Origin of the sequence: Streptomyces sp. NPDC003035 (assembly GCF_042888285.1) — a bacterium.
In the GTDB taxonomy this organism is placed as follows: domain Bacteria; phylum Actinomycetota; class Actinomycetes; order Streptomycetales; family Streptomycetaceae; genus Streptomyces.
This window is the reverse complement of the sequence record NZ_JBIAPJ010000012.1, coordinates 85,621-98,592: the sequence shown is the minus strand read 5'-3', so window position 1 is coordinate 98,592 and position 12,972 is coordinate 85,621. Positions and strand designations below refer to the sequence as shown.

13 protein-coding genes are annotated in these 12,972 nt (G+C 73.5%); 8 read left to right on the top strand and 5 right to left on the bottom strand.

All coding sequences use genetic code 11. From position 1 onward, the window contains the following. Positions 1 to 154: 154 nt before the first annotated feature. Entirely contained in the window at positions 155 to 664 is a 510-nt protein-coding gene (locus tag ACFYV5_RS31805; RefSeq protein ID WP_389174219.1) for a tetratricopeptide repeat protein, read from the top strand. A 65-nt stretch (positions 665 to 729) separates the two neighbouring features. Then, the gene (locus ACFYV5_RS31800; protein ID WP_389174217.1) at positions 730 to 1,284 is read left to right on the top strand and encodes a nuclear transport factor 2 family protein; all 555 of its coding nucleotides are present in this window, start codon (positions 730 to 732) and stop codon (positions 1,282 to 1,284) included. Positions 1,285 to 1,359: 75 nt separating this feature from the next. On the opposite strand, the gene ACFYV5_RS31795 is transcribed toward ACFYV5_RS31800, so the two are convergent. Then, positions 1,360 to 1,677, bottom strand: a complete 318-nt coding sequence (locus ACFYV5_RS31795) for a cupin (protein ID WP_355114727.1) — start codon at positions 1,675 to 1,677, stop codon at positions 1,360 to 1,362. Then, on the bottom strand, positions 1,670 to 3,037 hold the full coding sequence (locus tag ACFYV5_RS31790) for an MFS transporter (RefSeq protein ID WP_389174212.1): 1,368 nt from the start codon (positions 3,035 to 3,037) through the stop codon (positions 1,670 to 1,672). Before ACFYV5_RS31790 ends, ACFYV5_RS31795 begins: the two co-directional genes overlap by 8 nt. A gap of 89 nt (positions 3,038 to 3,126) precedes the next feature. Between ACFYV5_RS31790 and ACFYV5_RS31785 the strand changes: the two genes are divergently transcribed. Further along, positions 3,127 to 4,011: a LysR family transcriptional regulator gene (locus ACFYV5_RS31785; protein WP_355114723.1), complete on the top strand. Its 885-nt coding sequence runs from the start codon at positions 3,127 to 3,129 to the stop codon at positions 4,009 to 4,011. A gap of 123 nt (positions 4,012 to 4,134) precedes the next feature. Further along, positions 4,135 to 5,010: a DMT family transporter gene (locus tag ACFYV5_RS31780; protein ID WP_389174210.1), complete on the top strand. Its 876-nt coding sequence runs from the start codon at positions 4,135 to 4,137 to the stop codon at positions 5,008 to 5,010. Positions 5,011 to 5,070: 60 nt separating this feature from the next. Here ACFYV5_RS31780 and ACFYV5_RS31775 read toward each other — a convergent pair whose 3' ends face one another. Then, a complete protein-coding gene (locus ACFYV5_RS31775) occupies positions 5,071 to 6,744 on the bottom strand; it encodes an acyl-CoA dehydrogenase family protein (RefSeq protein WP_389174207.1) in 1,674 nt (557 codons plus the stop codon). Beyond that, the gene (locus ACFYV5_RS31770; protein WP_389174204.1) at positions 6,728 to 7,345 is read right to left on the bottom strand and encodes a TetR/AcrR family transcriptional regulator; all 618 of its coding nucleotides are present in this window, start codon (positions 7,343 to 7,345) and stop codon (positions 6,728 to 6,730) included. The genes ACFYV5_RS31775 and ACFYV5_RS31770 overlap by 17 nt, the downstream gene beginning before the upstream one ends. A gap of 123 nt (positions 7,346 to 7,468) precedes the next feature. Here ACFYV5_RS31770 and ACFYV5_RS31765 point away from each other — a divergent pair, with 123 nt between their 5' ends. Beyond that, positions 7,469 to 8,671 carry a DUF6924 domain-containing protein gene (locus ACFYV5_RS31765; protein WP_389174201.1) on the top strand — a complete coding sequence of 401 codons (1,203 nt, stop codon included), beginning with the start codon at positions 7,469 to 7,471 and terminating at the stop codon, positions 8,669 to 8,671. A gap of 50 nt (positions 8,672 to 8,721) precedes the next feature. Here ACFYV5_RS31765 and ACFYV5_RS31760 read toward each other — a convergent pair whose 3' ends face one another. Then, entirely contained in the window at positions 8,722 to 9,306 is a 585-nt protein-coding gene (locus ACFYV5_RS31760; protein ID WP_355114714.1) for a TMEM165/GDT1 family protein, read from the bottom strand. A 297-nt stretch (positions 9,307 to 9,603) separates the two neighbouring features. Between ACFYV5_RS31760 and ACFYV5_RS31755 the strand changes: the two genes are divergently transcribed. The 3 genes from ACFYV5_RS31755 to ACFYV5_RS31745 are packed head-to-tail and all read left to right on the top strand — an operon-like array spanning position 9,604 to position 12,891. After that, positions 9,604 to 10,257: a TetR/AcrR family transcriptional regulator gene (locus ACFYV5_RS31755; protein WP_389174197.1), complete on the top strand. Its 654-nt coding sequence runs from the start codon at positions 9,604 to 9,606 to the stop codon at positions 10,255 to 10,257. Beyond that, positions 10,254 to 11,744 (top strand): MFS transporter, encoded by a 1,491-nt coding sequence (locus ACFYV5_RS31750; RefSeq protein ID WP_389174194.1) that lies wholly within the window; start codon positions 10,254 to 10,256, stop codon positions 11,742 to 11,744. The genes ACFYV5_RS31755 and ACFYV5_RS31750 overlap by 4 nt, the downstream gene beginning before the upstream one ends. A gap of 43 nt (positions 11,745 to 11,787) precedes the next feature. After that, a complete protein-coding gene (locus ACFYV5_RS31745; protein ID WP_389174191.1) occupies positions 11,788 to 12,891 on the top strand; it encodes a PP2C family protein-serine/threonine phosphatase in 1,104 nt (367 codons plus the stop codon). The last annotated feature ends 81 nt before the right edge of the window (positions 12,892 to 12,972 follow it).

Sequence of the window (12,972 nt, the reverse complement as noted above, 5' to 3'; positions counted from 1 at the left end):
GGCTCGGTCGTGTCGGGGTGATGGCCGGGAGGCTAGGCGCGGGCCGCACGCGTCTCCTATGGGCCCGGCCGCCACAACCGGCGGGGCGGAGTATGGCGCTCCGTCATCTGGCAGCCCCTACCGCACTCCGTGGCGGCCTGCGACGATGCGAACCATGGACAACGACGACGAGCGAGACGGACTGCTGGCCGAAGCGGTCGGACTGCGCGAGGAGGGCCGCCAGGAGGAGGCTCGGGACCGCCTGCTGGAGCTCGCCGTGCGGTACCCCGACGACGCCAAGGTGGCGTACCAGACCGCGTGGGCCCACGACGTCCTCGGTCTGGAGGCCGAGGCGGTGCCCTTCTACGAGCGGGCGCTGAAGGGGCCCGGCACCGGGCTCACGGAGGAGGACCGCAGGGGCGCGTTGCTCGGGCTCGGCAGCACCTTCCGCATCCTCGGCCGGTACGAGGAGGCCGTCGCCGTCCTGCGCGCGGCGGTCGAGGAGTTCCCGGCCGACGGCGCGCTGCGCACCTTCCTGGCGATGGCCCTGTTCAACACGGGCGAGCACCACGAGTCGGCGCAGCTGCTCCTGCGCCTGGTCGCGACCACGAGCGACGACCCGTACGTACGCCGGTACAGGGCCGCCATCGAGTACTACGCGCGGGACCTGAACGAGACCGTGTGAGCGCCGGGAGAAGGGACGAGAGAACGTCTTGACCTCAACCGTGGTCGAGGTCGAATGATCGAGCCATGAACGCGACGAGCAGCACAAGCGGCACGAACAGCGGCACGGCCGGCAGCACGACGAGTCTCCAGGACCACGTCGAGATCTCCGCCCTCATCAGCGGCTTCTTCCGCGCCATGGACCAGCGGCGGTTCGACGAGGGCTGGGCCGACGCCTACTTCACCGACGACCTGCGGACGACCACCCCCCTCGGGGTGGCCGAGGGCGCCGACGCGATACGTCAGGTGGAGGAGGCCATCGGCCGGTTCGCCGCCACCCTGCACCTCTCCTCCGACGTCCTCGTCCGGGCCGAACCGGGTGCGCGGACGGCCGAGGTCTCCTGGAACGCCCATATGACCCACGTCCACCTGGACTCCACGCTCCGGGCGCGCGGCGAGGGCGCCGACCCGCTCTTCACGGTGGGCGGCGTCTACGAGGGGGAGGTCCGCCGCACCGACAGCGGCTGGCGCGTCAGCCGGATGTCGGTGCGGGCCGTCTGGATCACGGGGCAGCCGCCCGTCCTGCCGGAGGAGACCGCCGACCGTGTCGCGGAGCTGACCGGCGCCCAGGCAGGCGAGTGAGCCCGGCGGCGGGACTCCACGGACCGTCATTGAGGTCCCGCTCCGCGGGCGGACGGCGTGACGTTCCGGATTCCCCTAGTCGTTGACGGCGGTCAGCAGGACGACCGCGTCGTCCAGGGCCGTGAGCCCGTGGCGTTCCTTCGGGATCATCCGCAGCTGGCCCACCGACAGGTCCTCGGACCGGTCCGCCGCCGTCAGGCGGACCCGTCCGCGCAGGACCTGCAGGCTCGCTGCCGGCGGGGCGTTGTGCTCGTCGAGTGCCGCGCCGGAGACCAGGGCGATGACGCTCTGCCGGAGCACTCCGTCGTGCATCACCAGGTGGGCGCTCCTGCCGTGCGCGTCGGCATGCGCCTTGGTCAGATGTTCGTCGGCGAGGGCCGCGAGGTCATGCATCGTCTCTCCCTGCGGGGGTGAGCGGGTGGTGGCTCCCAGCCTCGCGCGTGTCGTCCGGTACGCAACTCGGGGAGGTACGGCGTGTCGCCCCGACCACCAGAGCGGCCACGGCCGTGAACCCCGTCGCGGCCACGACCGTCACCGTCCAGCCGTACGCCCCGTACAGCCATACCGCCGTGAGCGAGCCGACCGCGCCGCCACCGAACGTCGACAGCATGAAGACGGTGTTGACGCGGGCGGCGACCTCGCTGCCGAGGCCGAAGATCCGCGCCTGGTTGGCCACCTGACAGGCGCTGGTCCCCAGGACGAGCAGATTGGCGCCGATCGCCAGCGCGACGAGGGAGAGCGCCCCGAACCCGACGACGGCGAAGGAGGCCACCACACAGAGCAGCGACCAGGCGTTCACCAGCCCCGCCCCGTAGCGGTCGGCGAGCCGTCCCGCGAGCGCCGAGAGCAGCGCCCCGGGCAGGCTCAGCAGCCCGAAGAGCCCGGCCGCCCCGGGGCCGAGGCCCAGCGGAGGGGCCGCCAGATGGAAGGCGAGGGTCGCCCAGAAGACGCTGTACGCGGCGAAGACCGCGGCGCCGGTCAGCGCCGAGGCGCGCAGCTCCCGGTGCTCGGCGAAGAGCCGGGGCAGGCTCGCCAACAGCCGCCGGTACGGGAGCCGCGTGTACGGCAGCCGGTCCGCAGCGGGCTCGGCAGGCACGGCGGGCTCGGCAGGCACGATGCGCTCGGCGGGCATGGCGCGCTCGGGGAGGCTGCGGGGCACGACGAACAGCAGGGCGGCCGTCGCGGCCGCTGCCAGCAGATAGGCGGCGCGCCAGCTCCCGCCTGCGTCCGAGGCCGCGCCCGAGACCGTACGGGAGAGGGTGGAGCCCAGGGTGAGTCCCAGACCGATGAGCCCCACGACCCGGCCGCGCTCCCGGGGCCCGGCGAGGGCAGCAGCCACCGGGGTGAGAACCTGCGGCAGGACGGTGGTCGTGGAGACCGCGAGGGTCGCGACCGTGAGCGTCACGACGTTCGGCGCCGCCGCGGCCACCAGCAGCCCGCCGCTCGTCAGCGCGAGGAGCACGGTGGTGAGGCGGCGGAGCCGGGCGGTGTCGGCGAGCGGGACGATGAACAGGATGCCGAGCGCGTACCCGAGCTGGGCGGCCGAGGAGACGAGTCCCGCGGTGTGCTGGGAGACGTCCAGACCCTGGGCGATGGCGTCAAGGAGCGGCTGCGGGAAGTAGATGTTGGAGACGGTGACCGCCCCCGCCACCGCCATGACCAGCACGTTCGGCCGGAGGGCCGGGCGGGATCCCGGTGGGGGGCCCGGGTGGGCGGCGGCGGCCCGCGGCGCCGCGTCGGTCAGCGGATTCATGGCTCAAGAGTTCCGCCCGCCGCCCCGGCCGATCAAGGTGCGACAATGCAACCGGCGTTGAGCGAAACTCAACGATGGAGGAGGTGGCGATGCTCGAACGGCACGAACTGGAGGCGTTCCTGACGCTCGCGGAGGAGCTCCACTTCGGCCGCACGGCCGAACGCCTGGGCGTCTCCACCGGCCGGATCAGCCAGACCGTCAAGAAGCTGGAGCGCCGCGTCGGTACGCCCCTGTTCGAGCGCACCAGCCGCAGCGTCCGCCTCACCCCGGTCGGCCGCCGCCTCTCCGACGACCTGCGCCCCGCCCACCGGCAGATCCTCGCCGCTCTGGAGCGGGCCACGGCCGCCGGCCGGGGCGTGCACGGCACACTGCGTGCGGGCTTCGGCGCTCCCTGGAGCGGCGAACTGCTCAGCGCGGCCGCCGACGCCTTCCGCGCGCGCCACCCCGGATGCGAGATCCACATCCGGGAGGTGCCGCTCGACGGCGGCTTCCGGCCGCTCCAGGACGCCGAACTCGATCTCCTGCTCACCGCCTTCCCCGTCCGCGAACCGGGGCTCACCACCGGACCCGTCCTCGCCGCCGAGCCCCGTGTCCTCCTCGTCCCGGCCGGCCATCCCCTGGCTCGCAGGGAATCCGTCGTGCTCGACGACCTGGCCGATGTCCCGCTGGTCACCACGGCGGGGGCCAACCCCCGCTACTGGCTGGACGCCCACTATCCCGCCCGCACCCCCTCCGGCGCGGTCATCCCCCGAGGTCCGGTGGCCGCCTCCTGGCAGGAGGTCCTCTCCCACGTGAGCGCGGGCCGCGGAGTCTCCCCCGGAGCCGCCCGTGGCGCCCGCTACCACCCGCGCCCGGGCATCTCCTACGTACCCCTGCGCGACGCACCGCCCGTCGAGTACGGCCTGGTCTGGCCGACGGCCGGGGAGAACGGGCTGATCAGAGCATTCGCCGAGACGGTCGCCGCCCAGCACTGACCGCGCCGTCCGCGCGGCCTTGTGGGCCTCGCACGGAGCGGTGTGTCCCGTCCGGAGTGCTGTGTCCGGTCCGGGGCGGTGTGTCCCGTACGGGGCAGGAAGCGGCGCGGCTACGGTGGGCCGGTGCAGCGTGCCACGGACCGCGTGACGCCCGCCGCGTTCCTGGCCGCCGCGGTCCTCGCGGGCGGGAACGCGGTCGGCGTCCGCTTCAGCAATCGTGAACTCGACCCGCTGTGGGGCGCGGCCCTGCGGTTCGGTGCCGCCTCGCTGCTCCTGCTGGCCGTGATGGCCGTCCGCGGACTGGAGTTCCCGCGCGGCCGAGCGCTCGCCGGGTCGATCCTCTTCGGCGTCCTCAACTTCGGGGTCACCTTCGCGCTCGCGTACTACGCGCTGGTCCACATCCACGCCGGGCTCGGCCAGACCATCCTGTCCCTCGTCCCCCTCGCGACCCTGCTGCTCGCGGTGGCGCAGCGCCTCGAACGCTTCCGGGTCATGGCGGCCGTCGGCACCGTCTTCGCCACGGCCGGCGTCGCCGTCATCTCGCGGGCACCGCTGGAGAGCGGGGTGCCCGTGCGGTCCTTGCTGGCGATCCTGGGCAGCATGCTGGCGTTCGCCCAGGCCACCGTGCTCGTGCGGCGCCTCCCGAAGGTGCACGCGGTCACGATGAACGCGGTGGGCATGACGGCCGCTTCCGTCCTGCTGTTCGCCGGATCGCTCGCGGCCGGCGACACCTGGCGCCTGCCGGACCGCGCCGCGACCTGGTGGGCGCTCGCCTACCTGGTCGTGGCCGGCTCGGTTCTCACCTTCGTCCTCTTCCTGTTCGTGGTGCACCGGTGGGACGCGTCGCGGGCGTCGTACGTCTTCGTCGTCGTCCCCATCGTCACGATCATGCTGTCGGCCTGGCTGGACGACGAACCCCTCACGGCCTCGCTGCTCCTCGGCACCCCGCTCATCCTCGTCGGGGTCTACCTGGGAGCCCTCCGCAAGCGGCCCGGCTGAGGCGCCGTCCCGCCTGCGGGCCGGTCGTTGACAGGCCGGTCGTTGTCAGACCGGTCATTGTCAGGCCGTCGCCGTCGCCGTCGCCGTCGCCGTCGCGTCCGGCCTGCCGCGCTCGATGATCGCCGCCGTGTCCAGACCGGGCGGCAGCGTACCGAAGGCGATGCCCCAGTCGCCGTCCAGGCGCGAGGCGCAGAACGCGTCCGCGACCGCCGGATGGCCGTGCCGGACGAGCAGCGAGCCCTGCAGGACCAGCGCCATGTGCTCGACCAGCCGGCGGGCACGGTACTGGAGCGCGGCGCCGTCGCCGAGGTCCCCCAGGTCCTTGCGGAGCCGCGCCGTCGCCGCCTCGAGCCGGCGGTCGGCGCCCGCCGCGCGGTCGACCTCCGCGAAGAACGCCTCGACGGCCTGCGGCTGCCGCCCCATGGCCCGCAGCACGTCGAGTGCGGCCACATTGCCCGAGCCCTCCCAGATGGAGGGCAGCGGGGACTCGCGGTAGAGGCGGGGAAGACCCGAGTCCTCGACGTAACCGTTGCCACCCAGGCACTCCAGCGCCTCGGCGGCATGCGCGGGAGCCCGCTTGCACACCCAGTACTTGGTGACGGCCAGACCGATCCGGCGCAGCAGCTCCTCCTCCGCGTCACCCGCCGCCGCTCGGTCCACCGCCCCGGCGAGCCGCAGGCCGGCGACCGTGGCCGCCTCCGCCTCCACCGCCAGGTCGGCCAGCACGTTGGTCATCAGCGGCTGGTCGACCAGCCGGGCCCCGAACGCGCTGCGGTACGTGGCGTGGTGGACGGCCTGCACCAGGCCCTGGCGCATCCCGGACGCCGAACTGATCGCGCAGTCCAGCCGGGTCATGTTCACCATCCGGATGATGGTCGCGACCCCCCGGCCCTCCTCGCCGACCAGACGGCCGAGCGCACCCTCGTACTCGATTTCGGAGGACGCGTTGGAGCGGTTGCCGAGCTTGTCCTTCAGGCGCTGCAGCCGGATCGCGTTGCGCGTGCCGTCGGGCAGCACCCGCGGCACCAGGAAACAGGACAGGCCCCCGGGCGCCTGCGCCAGGGTGAGGAACACGTCCGACATCGGCGCCGAGGTGAACCACTTGTGCCCGGTGAGCGCGTAGACGCCGTCCTCGCCGGTCGGCACCGCCCGCGTCGTGTTCGCGCGCACGTCCGAGCCGCCCTGCTTCTCGGTCATGGACATCCCCGCGATGAGGCCGCGCTTCGACGTCGGCTCGCGCAGCCCGAAGTCGTAGAAGGGGGAGGTGAGAAGCGGCTCGTACACCTCGGCGAGGTCCGGCTGGGCGCGCAGGGCGGGCACCGCCGCGTACGTCATCGAGATCGGGCACAGATGCCCCGGGTCCGCCTGCCCCCACACGAACACCTTGGCCGCCCGCGCGACATGGGCGCCGGGCCGCTCGTCGCGCCAGGGCGCCCCGTGCAGTCCGTGCCGCACGGCGACGGTCATCAGCTCGTGCCAGTACGGATGGAACTCGACCTCGTCGACGCGGTGGCCGTAGCGGTCGTGCGTGTGCAGCACCGGAGCGTTCCGCTCGGCCAGCCGCCCCCACTCCTGGGCCTCTTCGCCGCCGGCCAGCACGCCCAGCTCGCGCACCTCCGCCTCGGCCCAGCCCGCCCCCTCCCGGCGCAGGCTCTCCAGGAGGGCCGGGTCGGCCGACACGTCATGACCGACGAGCGGCGGGACTTGGTTGGTGACCTCATGCGTGCGCGGCATCGGGAACTCCCATGGCTCTCAGGGTGAAGGTGACCAGGGCGGGTACGGTGTCGGGCCCCACCGACCCCTCCGCCAGCGGGCCGACGAGCGCCTCCGCGCCCGCCCCGACCAGCGCGGCAGCCGTCAAGGAGGCGTCCTGGGGCGGAAGCTCCCCGGAGCGCACCCCCTCGGCGATCCGCTCGGCGAACACATCGCGGAACGCCCGTCGGAAGACCAGCCGTTCGGCGTCCACGGCCGGGTCGACGGGCTCGGCGAGCAACGCGTACGCGAGTCGCGGCGACTTCAGGGCGCGCTGGGCGAAGGTCTCGATCACGGCGACGACCTGCTCGGCGGCCCCCGCGTGCTCGGGACGGCCCGCCGCCTCGGACACCGCGGCCACCTCGCGGGAGACCACGGTCCGGAACAGCTCGACGGCCAGCTCGGCCTTGCTGGGGAAGTGACGGTAGACGCTGCCGGTGGCGATCCCGGCGCGTGCGGCGACGGCGGCCATCGTGCAGCCGGCGTAGCCGTGCTCGGCGAGGAGGCCGAGCGCGGCGTCGACGACGGTGGTGCGCCGGTCGTCGAGTCTCGCCTGGACGGCGGGCGTGCGGCGGTAGGGCATGGAAGAAGTGAAGCAGTGATTCAGTGCTTCAACAAGGGTCGGGGCAGGCGAGGATGCCGGCGGTCGGCACAGAGGGCGCCCCTGGCCGTCCGCCGCCGGGGAGGGGGTCGGTAGGTTCGGCCCATGACTGCGCAGCGAGCCGACGTCCACCACTCGCCCTCGACCTGGCAGCAGCCGGTCCCGCCCGCGGCCTCCGTCGAACGGGCCGCCCTGATCGAGGAGATCGCGCGAGCGATCCTGGCGCGGGGGCCCGGCCGCCTTCTCGTCGGCATCGACGGATTCACCGCGGCCGGCAAGACGAGCTTCGGGCACGAGCTGGCCGAGTGGCTGGCGGGCGCGGGGCGGCCGGTGCTCCGCGCGACGCTCGACGACTTCAAGAAGCCGTGGAAGGACCGGCATCTCTACGACCGGGAGTCCGGGGAGGGCTATTACCGCAACGCGTACGACTACGAGTCGGTCAGGCGTCTCCTCCTGGACCCCGGCCGGTCGCCCGAGGCGGACTCGTGCGCGCTGTGCGGCATCGACCCGCTCACCCAGCTCGACCACTCCGCGCAGCGGACCCCGCTCGCCCCCGACGCCGTGATCGTCGTGGACGGGGTCTTCGCCTTCCGGCCGGAGATCGACGACTACTGGGACTACCGCGTCTGGCTCGACGTGGACGCCGAGCTCTCGGTGCGGCGGGGAGCGGAGCGGGACGTGGACTGGGCGGGTTCCGAGGCGGAGACCCTCCACCGGGGCCGGTACGGCGTGGCGCAGCGGATCTATCTCGACGAGGTCGACCCCCTGCCGAGGATGGACGTCGTGGTCGACAACACGGACTTCGCCCGCCCGCGCGTCCTTCCGCGGAGCCGCCGCCCGCAACCGCGTCCGCCGGTCACCGGGCGCGGCGAGTTCGACGCCCTCGTCATACGTACCGACTACGCGGACGAGGACGCGTGGCAGGCCGTACGCGCGGCCCTCCACGAGGACGCCGACCTCGCCGGCCTCTCCGTGCACGTCGTCGACGACCCGGCCTGGGCGGGCGCTGAGGTGGACGAGGTGCTGGCGGCCGTCGCCGGCGACGAGGAACTGAGCGTGGTGTTCCTCGCCGACCGGACGACGATGACGTCCGCCCATCGTGGCCTGCTCGCGGTCCTCACGGAGACCCGGGCGGAGCACGACGAGGAGGAGTACGCCCGACCGACCGAGTTCGGCACCCGGTTCCGTACGGTTCCGGGGGGAGTCGTCTCCATCCACGTCAACCTGTTCATCGCCAACATGGGCTTCGAGGAGTTCGCCGCGGCGGCGAAGGACGACCCGGAAGGGGTCTTCCGGGACTTCCGGTGAGGCGCGCCCGGCCGTGGACGGCCGTCCGCGGCCGGGCGCGGATCGTCGCGTCAGCCGACGACGGCTTCGGTGAGCGACCAGATCGCCAGGCCCGCCATGCAGACGCCGCCGATGCGCTGGACCGTCTTCAGCGGCACGCGCTTGGCGATGAAGCGGCCCGCGACCAGGGCCAGGGCGGAGACGCTCATCAGCGCCGCGGCGGACCCGATCGCCGTCGACCAGGTGCCGTTGGTGGCGGCGAGGTTGGCCGTGGTGATCTGCGTCAGGTCGCCCCACTCGCTGATGAAGACGGCCATGAACGCGGTCGAGTAGACGGGCCAGAAGCCGGTCACCGTCCCGCCGCCCGCCTCGTCCTCCTCGTCGTCGCCCCCGCCGCGCAGCAGCATGAACGCGCCGAAGCCGAACAGCAGGGCGGAGATGAGCTTGACGATCCAGTCGGGCAGCAGGCCGATGAGGCTGCCCGCGCCCACCGCGATGGCCACGTGCGCGACGAACGCGGTCGAGGTGCCGAACCAGACGTACAGCGGACGCATGCGCGTGCCCATGGCGAGGGACGCGAACATCGTCTTGTCGGGAAGCTCGGCGAGGAAGATCAGCCCGAAGGCGGTGAGGATCGCCAAGGGGTCCAGGTGCATACCGGGGGCTCTCTGCTCGGTCCGGGCCCGGGATCCGCACGGCACCACGGTGGGCGACGGGAAGAACCACTCGGCCCGGCATGACGGACCATGCCCACAGGATGCGGACATGGTGAATGCCTGGCCGAAGGTCTCGCCCGTCCACACTTCCGCGCGGACCCGGCCACCGGGAACCCGAGGGCTCCAGTGTGTCGACGACCGGTTCGCAGGGCTACTCCCCTTCGCTGTCGAACAGTGTAGCGGAGGACTTCGTCGATCTTGGTAGACAGTGTCTACGACGACTGGTAGACAGTGTCTATGACTGATCGGACCAAGAACGAGACCGAGACTGAGGCCGAGGCCGGACTGCGCCGCCGACTGATCGACGCCGGCGTCGAGCTGGTGCACGCGGAAGGAGCGCAGGCGCTCTCCCTCCGGGAGATCGCCCGCCGTGCCGGGGTCTCCCACGGGGCACCCCGCCGGTACTTCCCGACCCACCTCGACCTGCTGTCGGCCATCGCCCGTGAGGGCTTCGCCGAGCTCAGGGACCGCGTCACCGCCGCGCTCGCGGCAGGGTCCGACGACCCCCGCGCCGAACTGGACGCTCTCGCCCGCGTCTATCTCGACTTCGCCCTGACGCGGCGCGGCATGTACGAGCTGATGTTCCGTCACGACCTGCTCGACAGCGGACGGCTCGGGCTGCGGGAGACCAGCCTGCCGCTGTTCGACCTCCTCGCCCGGCTCGTCGCCCGCGCCCGAACCGAGCCCGGCCCCGACTCCAGCCCCGAGCTTGACCCCGAGTCCGGCCCCGAGCCCGCGGCGGTGGCGGCCGCGCTCTGGGCGAACCTGCACGGCATCGCCCAGCTCTGGGGCTGGGGCAGCCTCCAGCTCGCCGCCCGTACGGACGACGTGGAGCCGCTGCTCCGGACCGCCCTCGACGCCCACGTCGGCCCGGCGGGACGCGCACGGTGATACGGCACCGGCATCTGACCCTCGCCTGCAGCGTCGTCGGCGCCGCCGTCGTCGCCCTCGACGGCACCGTGCTCACCCTCGCGCAGCCCACCCTCCAGCACGATCTGCACGCGAGCTTCACGGAGGTCCAGTGGACCAGCACCGGGTACCTCGTCGCCGTCGCCGGCCTGCTCGTCTTCGCGGGCAGGCTCGGCGACCGCTACGGCCACCGGCGGCTCTTCGCCCTCGGGACGCTCGGCTTCGCCGCCGCGTCGGCCGGCATCGCGCTCGCGCCCGGGATCAGGTGGGTGATCGGCCTCCGCGTCCTCCAGGGCGTGTGCGGGGCGCTCCTGCAGCCGGCCACGCTGGGCATGCTGCGCGCCGTCTTCCCGCCCGACCGGCTGGCCATGCCGATCGCCCTGCGCACCAGCGCGATCGGCCTCGCCGCGGCGACGGGGCCGCTCGTCGGCGGCGCGCTCGTCACCGCCCACGGCTGGCGTTCCGTCTTCGTCCTCACAGCCATCCCGGCCTTCACGATCGGCCTCCTGGCCCTCATGGTCCCCGCGCCGCGCCCGAGCGGTGCCGGGCCCTCCGCTCCGCCCGCCGGTGTCCGTACGCCTCTCGACCTGCCCGGCGCCTGCCTGCTCGCCGTCACCCTGGGCTGTCTGGTGCAGGTGCTCGTGGGAGCACCCGAGTCCGGCTGGACCACGTCGACCGCGCTCGCTCTCGGCGCCGCCGTCACGGCCGGATCGGCCCTGGCCTGGCACGAACGGCGCACCGCCCGTCCCCTCCTGCCGTCGGCCCTCCTGCGGTCCCGGGCGGTGGTGGCGGGCCTCGTCACGCTCCTGACCGCATCGGCCACCCTCTTCGGCGCGCTCTTCGTGGCGACGTACTTCCTCCAGGACGTCCGCGGGCTCGACCCGCTGACGAGCGCCCTGTGGGTCCTGCCCCTCGCCGTCCTGATGGTGGTCGGCGCACCCACCGCGGCCCTGCTGCAACGCCGGTTCGGCCCCCGCCGTACGACGGTCGGGGGAGGCGTCCTGCTGGCCCTCGGCGTGCTGCTGCTCTCCCGGCTCGACGCCTCGGCGACGGCGGTGTCGACCGGTGGCTGCTTCGCCCTGCTGGGCGCCGGGTTCGGCACGGTCATGGCCACCGCCACCACCGTCGTCGTGCACCGGGCGGCCGTCGCCGAGGCCGGTGTCGCCGGCGGCCTCCAGCAGACCGCCATGAACATCGGACCCGCGCTCGGGGTCGCCACCGCGACCCTGCTGATGACGCTCGACGCGTCCGCGGGCTTCGTCCCCGCGATGAGGAGCACCTTCCTGGTCCTCACCGCCGTCGCGGCGGTCGGTGCCGCCGCCGCGCTCGGACTGCCGGGGCGCACCGCGCCCGCGAAGGCCCGGAGGCACGCCGGCCCCCGCCCGCACCCCGGCCCGTGTCCCGGCACGCGTCCCGAGCAACGCCCCGGTCCGCCTACCGGCCCTGACCCGGCGCGGACACGCCCGTAACCGGCGCCCGGCCGCCGTCACCCCCACTGCGTACGATCACGAGATGCCCTCAGGTGATCACCGTGGCCGCCCCTCGTACCGGCCGCACGCGCAGATCAACATCGGCCGGGCGCTGCCGGTGCTGGCCATGGTCCTGACGGTGCTCGCGGACGCCTTCACCTCCGACGAGGAACGCTACGACCGGCTCCTGGCCGCCGCGCCCGCCCTCGCGGCCGTCACCTGGAGCGTCCGGGGCACCGTCGTCATCGGTCTGATCGCCATGGTGCTGGGCGGGCTGCTCGGGTGGGACAGGGGCGAGCCGTTCTTTCCCGGCATCTTCGCCAACGAGGTCGTCCTGGCGGCGGTGACCGCGGTCGCCGTGTGGGTGAGCCGGGTCCGGCTTCGCTATGAACGGGACCTGCGCGAGGTCACCGCCGTCGCCGAGGTGGTGCAGCGGGTCGTGCTCCGGCCGCTCCCGCCCCGGCTCGGTCCCGTCGACCTCCATCTGCTGTACGTCGCCGCCGCGGCGAAGGCCCGGATCGGCGGCGACTTCTACGAGGCCGTCCACGTGCCCGGTGCCGTGCGGCTGATGCTCGGTGACGTCCAGGGCAAGGGGCTCGGCGCGGTGGAGACCGCCTCCGTCCTGCTCGGCTCCTTCCGCGCGGCCGTCGACGGCGCCCCGGACCTACCCGCCCTCGCCGACCGCCTGGAGGAGGGCCTCGAACGCTACGGCGCCTGGGACCCCGACTCCGACGCGGCCGAACGCTTCGCCACCGTCGTCCTCGTCGAGATCCCCGACGAGGGGAACGTCGCACGGCTCCTCAGCTGCGGCCACCCCGCCCCGCTGCTCCAGCACGGCACGCGTGTTCGGCCCGTCGATCTCCCCGACCCGTCCCTGCCGGTCAACCTGGCCGGCCTGGTCGACGCCCGCCACCGGGTGGAGGAGGTCCCCTTCGAACCGGGGGACCGGCTGCTCCTGTTCACCGACGGCGTGAGCGAGACCCGCGACCGCGCCGGCACCTTCTACCCCTTGGAGGAGCGGATGTCCCGGTGGGTGGGGGAGCCGGGCGAGCGCCTCCCCGCCCTTCTGCACCGTGACGTGGCCGCCTACGGTGCGGGCGGGCTCGAGGACGACGTCGCGGCGGTTCTCGTCGTACGACGACAGTAAAGGGCGGGCGGGACCGATGAGTTTCCCCGTGACCCGGAGTCAGAGATCATGGTTGGTGCAGCGCAGCCACGAGCGTGGCCG